Here is a 13752-nt window from a genome sequence, read left to right on the forward strand (position 1 = left end):
TGTGGGGTGCCGAAATAAACGGCATGACGGGTGCTTATTTATCTTCAGCTTATTGTCGCCACGAAGGCAAAGCCAAAAATGCTATAAAACAGCCCATCAATTTTCTTCGAAAAATAATTAAACTTTAATTAAACCGTTGATAATTATCTTAGTCTATACAATACGTCGGTTCAAACACCGGTCAATTAAAATCATTCAAAACAAAATGACATATAAAAAATTCCTTTCAGTGGCTTTCGGCGGACTATTGTTCCTGTCTTTAGCTTTACCGGCAGCTGCACAGCGCAGAGGCGGCGGTGGCGGCGGCTTTAGTCGCGGTGGTGGTGGTTCTTCCGGTGGTGGCTTCAGCAGAGGCGGTGGTGGCGGCGGTTTCAGTCGTGGAGGTTCTTCCGGTGGCGGCGGTTTCAGTCGTCCGCAAGGAAGTGTTAGCCGTCCCTCGGGCGGTGGCGGCTTCAGCAGGCCAAATAACACAGGCATAGCGCCACAACGTGGTGGCGGTAGCTATTCGCAGGGTGGCGGTTTTAGCCGTAGCCCACGTACAAATTCTGTTGGTGGCTTCAGTCGCCCGCAGGGTGGTTTCAATCGTGGTGGTTTTAGCCGCCCGGGTAGTACTTCTGCATATCGTGGCGGCAACTACGGTCGTGGCACATCTGCATATCGTGGCGGCTCTTACGGCTATCGTGGCGGTACATACCGTGGTGGCGTTTATCGCGGCGGCACCTGGGGTCGTTCTTATGGTCCGCGTTACTTTAACCGAGGCTTTTATAACTACCGTGGTTACTACAACTCTTACTACAGGCCGCGTTTGGGCTTTAGCATTGGCGTGCTGCCATTTGGTTACTACCCGTTTTACTGGGGCGATTACCAATATTACTATAACGACGGGCTTTATTACCGCCAGTACGGTAGCGAATACACGGTGGTTGAACCACCAATAGGTGCAGCTGTAAATTCCCTGCCATCAGGTGCGGAACCGATCACTATAAATGGTGAGCAATATTACGAATCGAACGGGGTTTACTACCGTGCGGTAACAAAAGACGACGGTACCGTTGTGTATGAGGTTACCGGTAAAGATGGTGAGCTGAATACCGGCGATGCCCAGGACGACCAATCGTACTCATCGGCATATGACGCACCTTTAAAGGTTGGCGATGTGGTTGACCAGTTACCAGAGAACAGCCGCAAAATAAAAGTGAACGGCGAAAAGCTATATGTAGCCCCGGACGGTACCTACTTCCAGGAAGCGCTTGACGAGGATAACAACAAAGTTTACAAAGTAGTAGGCCTGCCAACAGATGAGCAGCCAGCGGACGACCAGAAATAATTTTCAGTACTATGTTTTATAAAGGGTGCGCCGGATTGCGGGGCACCCTTTTTTGTGCAACTCGTATTTAATAAACCTGCTATTTTCTTTTCGGTACATAAACGCGACCGATCACTCCATTACTAAAAATGTGGGTTTGCATCAGAGTTAGTTCCAGCGGTTTGGGCGAAACTCCAAATAGCGGCATGCCTTCGCCCAGGGCAACGGGGTAGGTGGTTAGCCGATACTCATCTACCAGGTCCAACGCGGTTAAAGCTTGCGCGAAGCCTGAGCCGCCATGCGCCAGGATGTATTTGCCTGGCTTCTGTTTCAGCTGTTCTATCCCATGTGCGAGATCACCTTTAATGACCAACGCGTTTTGCCATATCGCCAGGTTTTCGGCACAGCCCGGCGTGGCTTTCATTTGTTTTACGGTTTTTGGGATCCCCGCCATTTTGAAACCCTCGACACCTTTTTTAAAGTTGGGTTCCATGTTTACTTTGTGCCGGGTAAAAGCGGCTTTGGGTATCGTGTTCATAGGTTCGGCGTAAATCTCGTCGGAAAATGGCCAGTAGGAGATCATATCGTTAAACACGTTACTACCCATTAGATGCATACCTGCATTTTTTATGGTATCCAATATCCAGGTATTGGAACCTTCTTCCTGAACTTTAAACAACCAATCCTGGTTTCCATCCGGGGCCGCTACAAAACCATCTACTGTGACTCCCATATTTAAAACAAGCTTTCTCATACGCGGAAATTAGTTAGGGATAAACAGCTGGTTTTTACGATTGTTTCGAGAGAAAGGTATGTTCCGGGGGGCTCCTGAATACCAGCAACGATAACGTACAGGGTGGAGGGTCAGATAATTAAACTTTTATAAGGAATTTGTTCGTTCAAATTTGGACCTCTGCTGGCGCACGCATGCCGCGTGTTGCCCTGCTCGAAAAAGGGCGCCCGGTCATGGGTCTACACTTGACCGCATCCACGCCTGGATGCTTCTTAGGCACAGAGCCAACCCGCCTAAACCCGATTGCTCGGAAAGTCCGCTTCTATCAGCGGCTTGGAGTAAAAGCGGGGCTGTCGGAGCCTAAGAATCACAGCAATTGCTTTTCAAATCCCGCTGCTGCGTATCAAAGCCCCTCAAGCCCCCCCCCCTCATTTTATTCTCCCCACCCTGTGCTATGTTTATTAACTTTGCCGCATGATTGATGTGGTATTAAAAAAGGGAAAAGAGAAAGCAGTGCTGCACAAGCACCCCTGGGTGTTTTCCGGCGCGATAGATAAAGTACAGGGCAAACCTGCAAATGGTGAAATTATCCGTTTGCTGAGTAGTCAGTCGGCTTTTTTGGCATACGGTTTTTATAACGACCAATCGCGCGTAGCGGTACGTTTGCTGGAGTGGGAGGAGAGCATCGCGGTTGATGCCGAATGGTTCCGCCAGAAGGTGCGCACCGCAGTTGCCGGTCGCGCCCATATTTTGGCCGACGGCGATACCGATACCTGCAGGCTCATCTTCAGCGAATCCGACTACCTGCCTGGACTTATTGTAGATAAATACGCGGGTCATTTGGCCGTACAGGTGCTTACATCGGGCATGCAGAATGCCATGCCGGTTATTATAGAAGAGCTGAACGCGCTGCTTAGTCCGCTAAGTATATTTGATAAAAGTGATGCCACATCCCGGGCGCACGAAGGACTGGAAACTACCAACGCCCTGCTTGCCGGTACCGAACCGCCGGAGTTGGTAATGGTAAAGGAAAACGGTATAACCTACGGCATCAACATCGCTGAGGGGCAAAAATCCGGTTTCTATTGCGATCAGCGCTATAACCGCAAATTGCTGGCATCTTACGCCAAAGGCAAAAAAGTGCTGGATTGCTTTAGCTATACGGGCGGCTTTACGCTGAACAGCCTGCGGGAAGGCGCGGCATCGGTAACCAGTGTGGATAGTTCTGCCCTGGCGATAGAAACATTGACCGAAAACATCCGCCTTAACGGGTTTGAGGCATCGGCACATAACGCCATCAAATCTGATGTGAACGCGCAGCTCCGCAAATTCCGTGAGGAGGGGGAGAAGTTTGATATCATCGTGCTCGATCCGCCAAAATACGCGCCATCGCGCTCCGCGCTGGATAGGGCCTCACGTGCTTATAAAGATCTGAACCGCCTGGGCATGCAATTGCTCAATAGTGGCGGCCTGCTGGCCACGTACTCCTGCTCGGGTGCCATGGATATGGAAACCTTTAAACAGGTGCTGGCATGGGCCGCGCTGGATGCCGGCAAGCAGGTGCAGTTCATCTACCAGTTTCACCAGCCCGAAGACCACCCGGTACGGGCATCGTTCCCGGAGGGTGAATATCTGAAAGGGTTACTTTGCCGGGTATGGTAATTACCTGAATTTTCAAATCACTGGTTCCGGCAAAAAAATAAAGGCTGAAAAACTGCATAAAAGGCAGCAAATTCGACCTAAAAAAGCAAAATAAGCGCAAAAACACGGATAAAAAAGAAGGTGTTTCTGCGTTTTTTGTCGTTTAGCGTTCAATTGCGTCTTTTCGAACCCCAAATTTCGGGCACAAAAAAATCGAACAGCGGGAATTCATACCCCTTGTCCGACTTTTTTTTGTAATTTATAAACAGTTGACCTGCCCGGCGAAAAGCTAAGTAAAACGTTACTCCAAAGTGATCTGCCTTTTGATGCTTTCTTCTAAAGAAATAAACGTTTCGGTGCGCTGAATGCCTTTTACGCTTTGGATCTGCTCGTTTAATACCTCACGCAAATGGTTGGTATCATGGCAAACTATTTTAGCGAAAATGCTCCAGCTGCCGGTAGTATAATGCAGTTCTACTATCTCCGGCACCATTTTTAGCTGTTTTACAGCTTCGTTATACTGCGACCCCTTCTCCAGGAAAATCCCTAAAAAAGCAGTAACATCATACCCAAGCTTTTGGGGATTCACTTCAAGGCTCGCGCCTTTAATAACTCCCAGCTCCTCCAGCTTTTTCATCCGTACATGGATGGTTCCGCCAGAAACGATCAACTCTTTTGCGATCTCGGTATATGGAGTGGTCGCATTTTTCATCAAAATTGATAAAATCTGTATATCCAGATTGTCAATTTCTAAATTTTGGGGTTTCCTGTGAGGCATATATTTTAATATCTATATTCAAATACAAGTTTAATTAAAATTAAGGTAAAAATAAAAATATTTTGTTGAAATATTTGCAAGGAATGGCAAAGTAATTTAAATTTGTATCAAGCAAATGAGAATTGCGAATTGTTCTTTAAAAAAATATTGTTGGGTGGTGAAATTTTTGGCAGACACACCTCCTTGTCCCGGTGGTGGAGAATATGGAAAACCCGAAGCGGGCTAACCACTCCGTGAAGGTTCGATCCCTTCCCCAACAGCACGCTAAACGCAAGGTTTAGTTTTTATCCTGTAGGATGGTGAAATTTTTGGCAGACACACCTCCTTGTCGCGGTGGCGGAGAATATGGGAAACTCTTAGCAATAAGAATAACCACTCTGTGGAGGTTCGACCCCTTCTCCTACAGCTCTTCTCATAATTTAGGTTTATAATTGGTTAGTAAAGGCCCCTGCCCATCAGGGGCTTTACTTTTTTTAAAGATTTTTTTTCGCCTGGTACTTAAAAGATTTCCTAATAGTTTATTAATGAGTGGGTTTGTTGAGCGTAACGCTTGGCGGAATTTTGCTATAAAAAAATCCCGGCTATTACTAACCGGGATGCGTATGCCGTATCGTTACTCGTTCGCTTAAAACAACTTAAAGCCAACGCTCAAAGCCCATAAATTTTGGCGCTGCCCAAAGTTTTGGTTTATTTTGGTGAGCCCGCCTTCGTAACGAAAATCGGCTGTAATATGCCCCACATCAATACCGGCACCCGCCTGGAAACCTAATGTGCTTTTTTTGTAATCGCCAAAATCGGTGTAAGCGGAGTTCACAGCGCTGGAGAAATTGTCCTTCTTATCCAGCACATAGCTATAAACCGGGCCAGCCATTATCCTGAAATTTAAATTATCGCCACCGAAACCTTTACCTATTAATAAAGGGAGGTTTAAAGTGGTGAACTTTACCTTTCCTTCGGTAGTTACGGTATTGTTATTGGTTTGGAAATCGAACTTACCACCGCTACTGCCCAGGTAAAGCTCGGGTTGCAGGTAAAGTTTGGAGCCAAAACGAGCGAATAACCCAGCCTGGTAGCCGGTAGTAGTCGACTCGCTTACATTGTCGGTGTTGATCTTGGAGAAATTCACCCCGCCTTTAATCCCCAGTGAAAACTGCGCTTTGGCACTAAAGGCCGCCGCCGCGATAATTGCAATACTTAAAAATAGCTTTTTCATAGTTGTTTGTTTAATGGTATGCCGTCATCCGCAAATAATTGAACGGAATGGCAGCATACCGTTGTAATTAATAATCGGTTTGATGTAGCTTACCGCTAAAAGTTTAACACTAAGCCGCATATTAAACGTATGCGGCGCTGTATTTTTTATATTTTTGCTGAAATAATTTGTTTTATGGCAGAGATAACGATCAGCAATAAAGATTGGGAACGTATAAAAATAAAGGTGCAGCGTAAATATAACCACCTTACAGACGAACAGTTGGCGTACACCGAAGGCCAGGAAGACAGCCTGATCACCCGCATTATGCAGCTGGTAAACCGCGACAGGAACTACGTGGTATTCACCCTGAAAAAAGCTTTGGTTAATATTGATAATAACCGCCTTTAAAATCAGTTAATTAGATAAAAGCAGTTTGCTTTTTGTAGCTTTATATTTCAACGGGGTTTTAAAATGGATACTGAGAAAAGGACGTGGGTTAATTACAGGAAACCAGCTTTTTTTGCTGGCATATTTGCCGTGGCCGTTGCGGCCTGGGGGTTTAACGACGACCTTTTTCAGATCACCAAAAACCTGGATGTTTTTGCCTCGGTATATAAAGAGGTGAACATTAACTATGTTGACGACATCAATTCTGCAAAACTGGTTAAAACCGGTGTGGATGCCATGCTGGAGGGGCTTGACCCTTATACCGAGTTCGTCCCCGAATCGGAAATTGAGGATTATAAACTGCATTACGTAAGCACACAGTACGGCGGCATTGGCGCCAGTATTTTTATAAGAGATAACAAAGTTTATATAGCCGATATTTTTACCGGTTTCCCGGCCCAAAAGGCTGATATACGCCAGGGCGACCAGCTAGTGAAGATAAATGATATCGACCTCACCGCCAAAACAAACGATCAGGTAAGCCAATTACTAAAAGGCTCTAAAGGAGCAACCATACGCCTGTTAATTAAGCGTGGCACTGAAGCCGCTGTTGAGAAAAACCTGATACGCGACGAGATCAGGCAGCCTAATGTAGTATACTCGGGCATGGTTGATGGCAATATGGGCTACATCAAGCTCAATAAATTCCTCGAAAATTCGGCCGATGAGGTAACCACCGCGCTTGCCGCCATAAAAAAGAATAACCCCAGCGGTATCATACTCGATCTCCGCTCCAATGGAGGAGGCATCTTGCAGGAAGCTGTAAAAATTGTAAACCTGTTTGTTGCTAAGGATATTACCGTGGTATCGCAAAAGGGTAAAGTAAAGGAGAAGAATTTCACCTATAATACCGTGGCTACGCCCATGGAGCCAAACTTGCCGCTGGTTGTATTGGTGAACAGCCGCTCGGCCTCGGCATCAGAAATTGTAGCGGGAGCACTGCAGGACCTTGATCGCGCCATTATTATCGGCCAGCGCAGCTATGGCAAGGGGTTAGTACAACAAACATTTAACCTGCCTTACAACAGCCTTGTTAAAATAACTATTGCCAAGTACTTTGTACCATCGGGCCGTTGCGTACAGGCTTTGGATTATGCCCACCGTAAGGATGATGGCAGCGTACTAAAGGTTGCCGATTCGTTGATGCATGAGTTTAAAACCAAAAATGGCCGCTCGGTTTATGACGGCAGCGGCGTTTACCCGGATATTTTTGTAAAGCAGGATAGGTTTGCCAACATTACCCAAACACTGGTAAGCAAGCTTTTGATATTTGATTACGCCACCCAGTATCGTACCACCCACCCGCAAATTGGCGACCCACGGGCGTTTGCTTTAAAAGACGCGGAGTACGCCGATTTTACAAAATACCTGGCAGGGAAAAATTACAACTACAGCACCTTTTCTGAAAAGATCCTCGATCAGCTGAAAACCGAAACAACCAAAGAAAAACAGTTCCCGGAGATACAGGCGGAATACGATGTGCTGAAAGCTAAAATGGCCGCAAGTAAAAAGAACGATTTGCAGCTGCATAAAGAAGAAATTAAACAAGTGCTGGAGAACGAGATAGCTTCGCGCTATTTTTATGAAAAAGGCCGCTACGAAGCAAACTTTAAGTACGACAAAGAATTGGCCCAGGCAGTAAAAACCATGCAGGATAAGATGCAGCTTGCATCCATCCTGAAAGGTGAAGGTAGCTTTAAAGTAATAGGCAAGCCGGTATTGGCCATGGCTGCAAAGAATGACGATAAAGATGATAGTGAGGATTAATTGCCCCCCAGCCCCTTGAAGAGGGAGTTTCTGAAACGCATAAACAAAGCGGCGTTCCGATTTTCGGAACGCCGCTTTGTTTATATCTGTTTGTAAGTCAATAGCTCCCCCTTCAGGGGGCCGGGGGCTCGCAGTTTCGTTCTTGTAACAACCCCGTTATAAAGCCTCCAATACTGGTTTTCGGTTAAACCATGGTGCCTGTTTGTATGTCATACCTACAAAACATACAAACATGAAAAAGATAATTTTAACAACCGCAATATTCTTAAGCGCCCTTTCATTCCAGGCCGCTAAAGCACAAATAAGTTTTAGTATCAACATTGGCAGCCAGCCAGAGTGGGGCCCGGTAGGCTACGATCATGCAGATTATTACTACATGCCCGATATTGACACCTACTACGACGTACCCGCCCATCAGTATGTATACTATGAGAACAATACTTGGGTACACACAGCTTCTTTGCCCGCCAGGTACAATAATTATAACGTGTACAACGGCTATAAAGTAGTGGTAAACGATCGTACCCCATGGGTGCGTAACAATGTATACCGCGCTAAATACTCAGGCTACAGAGGCCGTACCAGCCAGCCGATCATCCGCGACAGCCGCGATAACAAATATCGTAACCATTGGGTAGCTGACCGCCGCGAGGTTAAGGATGACCGTAAAGAATTACGTAACGACCGTAAGGAGATCCGTAACGACAGAAAAGAGGTCCGCAAGGATATCAAGAAGTCTAACCACGATAACCGTGGCCACGGACACTAATTTTGAAAGGTAATTTATACCGAAGGGCATTACGGAAACGTAATGCCCTTTTTGTTGTTAGATGAGTTTATTTATACTCCAATATCCCTTTTGTCAGTGATTTCCATTGCGGGAAAGATAAGCCTTCGCGCGCGGCAAGCGCTATAATGGTATTGCGCACCGTATCATAAAGATTGGTGCTGATGTTTGGCGTTTCGTTACGGCCATGCACGGCAACGCTTACGTTGTTTTTATAGCGCTCAACAATAAATGTGCTGGTAGATTGATGGCCGTAGAAATGTGCTATAGATGCGTCGTTATGATGCCTTGGGTTGGCAATGGGCCTAACTGTCATGGTGAGGTATTCGCTTTCGGCGTTAGCGTTCTCCAGCAGATCCATAGCCTCGATACGCACCCACTCCTTGCCGTCGCCGGCCAAAGGCCCGGGGGCAGGGAGGTTAATATAGAAAAGATCTCCCTTTTCGGCCATTTTGTAAAGCTCCTTACCCTGTGCATCTGTAATAGCAAACCTGGCCGAACCAAAGCCACTGAACTGGTGCCACATGGAAATATCCTTCAGCCTGTCCTTAGCCAGCAGGAATAAATGATGGGCCTGCTCCAGCGTTGGGCAATCCACTATGTGTATGGTGTCGGTTTTTTCGCCTTCTACCTGCGGCGGTATGTTTTCGTAAGCGTTTGGCATGTTGTAAATAGTTGTAACAGCTAAACATAGGTACCATTAATTGTGTTTTGGTGATACGAAATAATTAAGAGCACAAAAAAAGCGGCCTGTAAACAAGCCGCCTTTACATATTTTAAAACGAAGATCTGTTACCAGAAGAACGAGTAGAGCGCAACAATTATGCCGCCTATAATTAAAGCACCGGCAGTAAATGCGCGATTCGTTTTAAACATAGATGAATCTATCTCGAGGCCGTTTGCTTTTACGCCTTTAGCCGCGTCAATTTTTGAGATAACATACATACCAGCAACACATAAAAGGAATACAAAACCCATTCTGTCAATAAAAGGAATTTCATACAAGTAAGTTACTTTGTCATCTTGTAAAGCTAATTTTGAGAAGACAAAAGGTGACAGAAACTCCAAATTAGCAAAACGAGGCAATAACTTAAAGAATACCGAGAACGCAAAACCGCCGATAGTTGCAAATAAAGCCGCGTTCGAGGTCGCCTTTTTCCAGAAGAAGCCTAAAATAAACATGGCAAATATACCCGGCGATACAAAGCCTGTATACTCCTGGATGTACTGAAAGCCCTGCTTGCCTTCGCCCATCAGGCGCTCGCCAATAACCAGCGACATAATCACACCCAATGCCATGGCTACTACTACCGACCATTTACCCAACACCACTAACTTTTTATCGGTGGCTTCGGGGTTGATCGCTTTTTTGTAGATGTCTAAAGTAAAAATAGTAGCTATACTGTTTGCTTTGCCCGCTAAAGAAGCTACTATGGCGGCCGTAAGCGCTGCAAATGATAAACCCTTCAATCCGGTTGGCAATAGGTTTAAAAGCGATGGATAAGCTTTATTTACATCGGTAACGCCCGATGAACTCATCATCTCCTGGTGGAACATGCCTTTTTGATAAAGCAGGTAGGCGGCGATACCCGGTAATACTACTATTATCGGCATGAGTAATTTTAAGAAAGCCGCGAATAGGATACCCGCGCGTGCTGTTTTTAGGTCTGCACCAAGGGCGCGTTGAGTAATGTATTGGTTACAACCCCAGTAGTTAAGATTCACTATCCACATACCGCCTATGAGTACCGATAAGCCCGGCAGATCCATGTAGTTGGCATTGTCTTTTTTAAATATCATGTGGAAGTGATCGCTCGCTTCGCTGCGCATAATGTTAAGGCCGTTCCACATGCCGGTAGTGCCGGATACTTCGCTGATCTTATTAAGCGCCAAATAGGTAGCAACTAAGCCACCCAATATCAAAACAAACACCTGGATAACGTCGGTATACCCGATAACCTTCATGCCGCCCAGGGTAATGATAACCGCAAATACGGCAAGCAATGAGATACAAAGGGTAACATCGAGCCCGGATATACCCGATATAGCTAAAGCGCCGAGGTAAAGGATAGACATTAAGTTAACGATGATGTAAAGCAACAGCCAGAAGATGGCCATTACCATGGCTACCGTACCATTATACCGCTGGTGCAGAAACTGCGGCATGGTGAATATTTTATTCTTAAGATAAATGGGAATAAAGAATACCGCTACGATAACAAGGGTTGCTGCTGCCATCCACTCGTAAGTAGAGATGGCCAGGCCCATTTTAAAAGCGGAGCCGCTGGTGCCGATGAATTGCTCCGCAGAGATGTTTGATGCGATCAGCGAAGCGCCGATAGCCCACCAGGTAAGTGATCCCTCAGCTAAAAAATAATCTTTTGAGGTAGCATCCGCGTTGTGCTTGCGGCGGTATATCCAGTAACCATAGCTTGATACGATTACAAAGTAGATGAAAAAAACGATGTAATCGCCAGTGGAAAGGGTCTTCATTTATCTGCTCAGTTTAAATTATAATGTTTTTGTTAATTGGAGGGCTAATAATACGCTATAAAAATGGTTTATCAAACTTTGAGATGCTGTTGTTACCAATTGCCACGAAACTTGCTGCTATGCTTTAATATTTTGCTAATAATTATGAATGGACGGGCTTAGCGTCAATTTGCGCCAGGTGCTCATCCAATACTTTCTTCCAGCTTTGATACACCTCTTCAAAAGCCGTTGTATCGGCTGGTTTCGGTTCAATATAAGCTACCGCCTTGATATTGCTGAACGCTTCTGCTGCCGATGCAAAGATCTCGGCACCAATGCCGGCACCTATTGCGGCCCCAATGCTGCCATCGTTGTTATAGAGTTCTATAGGTACTCCGGTAGCGTTTACAAAAGCTTCCGTAAAAACATCGCTCAAAAACATGTTTGAGCGGCCCGCGCGGATCACGGTCGGGTCTATGCCATTCTCCCGCATAATATCCAGGCCGTAGCGGAAAGCACAGGCGATGCCCTCCTGTGCCGCGCGGTACACATGCGCCGGCGTATGCAGGTTTAGGTGGATATTGTGAATATGGGCGCCAACCTGTTTGTTGTTCAGCATCCGTTCGGCACCGTTACCAAAAGGTAGGATCCTGAGTCCGTCGCTGCCCACAGGCGCTGTGGCGGCCAGTGTATTTACCTCGTTATAACTTAGGTTGGCTGCAAATGTATTTTTTACCCAGCGGTACAGGCTGCCGGTGCCGTTTATGCAAAGCAATACGCCAAGGCGCTTACGTTCGTTGGCATAATTAACATGGGCAAAAGTATTCACGCGCGATTGCGGGTCATAGGCTAATTGGTCGCTTACGCCATAAATAACACCCGATGTGCCCGCGGTAGCCGCTACTTCGCCGGGTTTGAGCACGTTTAAGGATAATGCATTGTTAGGCTGATCGCCCGCTTTATAGGTAACCGGGATACCGGTATTCAGTTGCAGCGCGGCTGCAACATCGGCTGTTACGCGGCCATGTGACGAAAACACGGGTTTAACAATAGGGAATAAGCCGTCATTGAACCCAAAATACTCTATAATATCTTTAGAGAGCCCGTTGAACTGGAAATCGAAGAAGATCCCTTCGGACATAGCCGATGCCGACGTAGTGATCTCGCCGGTAAGTTTCATGGCTATATAGTCGCCGGGCAGCATTATTTTATCCACCTGGTCGTAGATCTTCGGTTCGTTTTGCTTCACCCAAGCCAGTTTTGATGCTGTAAAGTTGCCGGGAGAGTTGAGCATGTGCGATAAGCAGGTTTCGTGCCCAATATCTTCAAAGGCCTTATCGCCAATTTCTACCGCGCGGCTGTCGCACCAAATAATGCTGTTACGCAGTACATGATGGTCTTTATCCACCAAAACAAGCCCATGCATCTGGTAAGCGATGCCTATAGCGGCAATATCTTTTGGGTTGTAACCGCCTTTTTTATGGCAAAGCGAAATAGCCTGCCCGGTTTGCTGCCACCACATATCCGGAGACTGTTCTGCCCAGCCGGTTTTCAACGCAATGATGGGCGATTCGTGTTCGGGGTACTGCGCGGATGCGATAACCACCTGTGTTACAGAATCAACAACGCTTACTTTTACAGACGAGGTACCAATATCAATGCCTAATAAGAGCATGTTATTTAACTTTTATATTAGCGGACAGGTAATAATTGGGATAACTACACGAATTTAAATTATTTTTTGAAATTGAATGTATTTTGCTGTGAATTAGGCGATAAAACTTATTATCAGATAAATTTTTAAAAAGGACTTGTGTAAAACAAAAAGAGGCGTATATTTGCAGTCCCAAACGGAGTGGTAGTTCAGTTGGTTAGAATGCCTGCCTGTCACGCAGGAGGTCGCGGGTTCGAATCCCGTCCATTCCGCTAAAAGGGTAACAAAACCCATCGAAAGCGCTTAAATCAATGATTTAGGCGCTTTTTTTATGCCATAAATACCCGTTTCATACCAATAAAAATGAATTCCTCGGTTACCTATTCGGTTACCTATTTTGAATTCATATTTTAGGTAACCGAATAAGCTCATAATAGATTGATTTTGAATGAATTGAAAGGCAAATTAAAGCAAATCAAAACAATTCAAAATTTATTAATTCGGTTACCTAAATAGTATGAAATCATGAGGAGTTCAAATAGTTTTTCAATCCTTTTTTGGACAAATAAAGCAAAAGCAGATGCAAATGGCCTATTGCCCCTGTATGCAAGAGTCACGGTAGAGGGAAAAAGAGTTGAGATATCGTTAAAGAGAAAGGTGAATCCTAAGAAATGGGGTGCCAAAAGTGGCTTTATGGTAGGAAATGGCGAAGAAGTGCGCATTATTAACAAGTACATCAATGAGACAAGTAATGAGATTTTCGAAATATACAGGGCTTTCAAAGGCCACGGTAAGCCATTTTCTGCGGAAGATATCAAAGAAAAACTAACCGGAAAGGAACAGCAGATAGTTTTGATATTCCGGGGATGTTGACCACCTGATTCCGTGGCAAAGTGACCAGGCGATTAGCTGGCGAACGATAGCAGCGAGAGCTGTAAAAGCGTTTTCAAAGTTAGTTATTAAAAGTGGTTA

The 13752-nt window shown here is 45.7% G+C and carries 12 protein-coding genes and 2 tRNA genes; 8 read left to right on the forward strand and 6 right to left on the reverse strand.

Annotated features, from left to right (window positions below; all coding sequences use genetic code 11):
• Positions 1 to 205 precede the first annotated feature (205 nt).
• Positions 206 to 1327, forward strand: a complete 1122-nt coding sequence (locus tag EPL05_RS24260; RefSeq protein WP_208394817.1) for a DUF6515 family protein — start codon at positions 206 to 208, stop codon at positions 1325 to 1327.
• 79 nt (positions 1328 to 1406) lie between these two features.
• Here EPL05_RS24260 and EPL05_RS22155 read toward each other — a convergent pair whose 3' ends face one another.
• Entirely contained in the window at positions 1407 to 2060 is a 654-nt protein-coding gene (locus tag EPL05_RS22155; protein WP_128536179.1) for a dihydrofolate reductase family protein, read from the reverse strand.
• Positions 2061 to 2513: 453 nt separating this feature from the next.
• Between EPL05_RS22155 and EPL05_RS22160 the strand changes: the two genes are divergently transcribed.
• Positions 2514 to 3701: a class I SAM-dependent rRNA methyltransferase gene (locus tag EPL05_RS22160; RefSeq protein ID WP_128536180.1), complete on the forward strand. Its 1188-nt coding sequence runs from the start codon at positions 2514 to 2516 to the stop codon at positions 3699 to 3701.
• Positions 3702 to 3981: 280 nt separating this feature from the next.
• Here EPL05_RS22160 and EPL05_RS22165 read toward each other — a convergent pair whose 3' ends face one another.
• Positions 3982 to 4458: an Lrp/AsnC ligand binding domain-containing protein gene (locus tag EPL05_RS22165; RefSeq protein WP_067188338.1), complete on the reverse strand. Its 477-nt coding sequence runs from the start codon at positions 4456 to 4458 to the stop codon at positions 3982 to 3984.
• A gap of 148 nt (positions 4459 to 4606) precedes the next feature.
• On the opposite strand from EPL05_RS22165, the gene EPL05_RS24115 reads away from it, so the two are divergent.
• A tRNA-Asp gene (locus tag EPL05_RS24115) sits at positions 4607 to 4718 on the forward strand.
• 365 nt (positions 4719 to 5083) lie between these two features.
• Here the strand turns inward: EPL05_RS24115 and EPL05_RS22170 are convergent.
• Positions 5084 to 5671, reverse strand: a complete 588-nt coding sequence (locus tag EPL05_RS22170; RefSeq protein WP_128536181.1) for a porin family protein — start codon at positions 5669 to 5671, stop codon at positions 5084 to 5086.
• 174 nt (positions 5672 to 5845) lie between these two features.
• On the opposite strand from EPL05_RS22170, the gene EPL05_RS22175 reads away from it, so the two are divergent.
• From EPL05_RS22175 to EPL05_RS22185, 3 genes are all read left to right on the forward strand, one after another.
• Positions 5846 to 6061, forward strand: coding sequence for a CsbD family protein (locus EPL05_RS22175; protein WP_128536182.1), 216 nt, complete (start codon positions 5846 to 5848; stop codon positions 6059 to 6061).
• Positions 6062 to 6124: 63 nt separating this feature from the next.
• Positions 6125 to 7867: a S41 family peptidase gene (locus tag EPL05_RS22180; protein WP_128536183.1), complete on the forward strand. Its 1743-nt coding sequence runs from the start codon at positions 6125 to 6127 to the stop codon at positions 7865 to 7867.
• A gap of 232 nt (positions 7868 to 8099) precedes the next feature.
• The gene (locus EPL05_RS22185) at positions 8100 to 8636 is read left to right on the forward strand and encodes a hypothetical protein (protein ID WP_128536184.1); all 537 of its coding nucleotides are present in this window, start codon (positions 8100 to 8102) and stop codon (positions 8634 to 8636) included.
• A gap of 67 nt (positions 8637 to 8703) precedes the next feature.
• Here the strand turns inward: EPL05_RS22185 and EPL05_RS22190 are convergent, their stop codons facing one another.
• The 3 genes from EPL05_RS22190 to EPL05_RS22200 all read right to left on the reverse strand — a co-directional run bounded on the left by EPL05_RS22190 (position 8704) and on the right by EPL05_RS22200 (position 12801).
• The gene (locus tag EPL05_RS22190) at positions 8704 to 9318 is read right to left on the reverse strand and encodes a hypothetical protein (RefSeq protein WP_128536185.1); all 615 of its coding nucleotides are present in this window, start codon (positions 9316 to 9318) and stop codon (positions 8704 to 8706) included.
• A gap of 128 nt (positions 9319 to 9446) precedes the next feature.
• Complete coding sequence (locus tag EPL05_RS22195; RefSeq protein WP_128536186.1) at positions 9447 to 11147, reverse strand: sodium/sugar symporter; 1701 nt, start codon at positions 11145 to 11147, stop codon at positions 9447 to 9449.
• Between the two features lie 142 nt (positions 11148 to 11289).
• Positions 11290 to 12801 (reverse strand): xylulokinase, encoded by a 1512-nt coding sequence (locus EPL05_RS22200; protein ID WP_128536187.1) that lies wholly within the window; start codon positions 12799 to 12801, stop codon positions 11290 to 11292.
• Between the two features lie 177 nt (positions 12802 to 12978).
• Between EPL05_RS22200 and EPL05_RS22205 the strand changes: the two genes are divergently transcribed.
• Together EPL05_RS22205 and EPL05_RS22210 are read left to right on the forward strand one after the other, a co-directional pair.
• Positions 12979 to 13052: transfer RNA gene (locus EPL05_RS22205), tRNA-Asp, on the forward strand.
• 253 nt (positions 13053 to 13305) lie between these two features.
• Positions 13306 to 13653 (forward strand): Arm DNA-binding domain-containing protein, encoded by a 348-nt coding sequence (locus EPL05_RS22210; RefSeq protein ID WP_128536188.1) that lies wholly within the window; start codon positions 13306 to 13308, stop codon positions 13651 to 13653.
• The last annotated feature ends 99 nt before the right edge of the window (positions 13654 to 13752 follow it).

Origin of the sequence: Mucilaginibacter gilvus (genome assembly GCF_004054195.1) — a bacterium.
Taxonomy (GTDB): domain Bacteria; phylum Bacteroidota; class Bacteroidia; order Sphingobacteriales; family Sphingobacteriaceae; genus Mucilaginibacter; species Mucilaginibacter gilvus.

Excerpts from the sequence above, each read along its gene's own strand:
- EPL05_RS24260 (WP_208394817.1), top strand. The coding sequence starts at position 206 with ATGACATATAAAAAATTCCTTTCAGTGGCTTTCGGCGGACTATTGTTC.
- EPL05_RS22155 (WP_128536179.1), bottom strand. The coding sequence starts at position 2,060 with ATGAGAAAGCTTGTTTTAAATATGGGAGTCACAGTAGATGGTTTTGTA.
- EPL05_RS22160 (WP_128536180.1), top strand. The coding sequence starts at position 2,514 with ATGATTGATGTGGTATTAAAAAAGGGAAAAGAGAAAGCAGTGCTGCAC.
- EPL05_RS22165 (WP_067188338.1), bottom strand. The coding sequence starts at position 4,458 with ATGCCTCACAGGAAACCCCAAAATTTAGAAATTGACAATCTGGATATA.
- EPL05_RS22170 (WP_128536181.1), bottom strand. The coding sequence starts at position 5,671 with ATGAAAAAGCTATTTTTAAGTATTGCAATTATCGCGGCGGCGGCCTTT.
- EPL05_RS22175 (WP_128536182.1), top strand. The coding sequence starts at position 5,846 with ATGGCAGAGATAACGATCAGCAATAAAGATTGGGAACGTATAAAAATA.
- EPL05_RS22180 (WP_128536183.1), top strand. The coding sequence starts at position 6,125 with ATGGATACTGAGAAAAGGACGTGGGTTAATTACAGGAAACCAGCTTTT.
- EPL05_RS22185 (WP_128536184.1), top strand. The coding sequence starts at position 8,100 with ATGAAAAAGATAATTTTAACAACCGCAATATTCTTAAGCGCCCTTTCA.
- EPL05_RS22190 (WP_128536185.1), bottom strand. The coding sequence starts at position 9,318 with ATGCCAAACGCTTACGAAAACATACCGCCGCAGGTAGAAGGCGAAAAA.
- EPL05_RS22195 (WP_128536186.1), bottom strand. The coding sequence starts at position 11,147 with ATGAAGACCCTTTCCACTGGCGATTACATCGTTTTTTTCATCTACTTT.
- EPL05_RS22200 (WP_128536187.1), bottom strand. The coding sequence starts at position 12,801 with ATGCTCTTATTAGGCATTGATATTGGTACCTCGTCTGTAAAAGTAAGC.
- EPL05_RS22210 (WP_128536188.1), top strand. The coding sequence starts at position 13,306 with ATGAGGAGTTCAAATAGTTTTTCAATCCTTTTTTGGACAAATAAAGCA.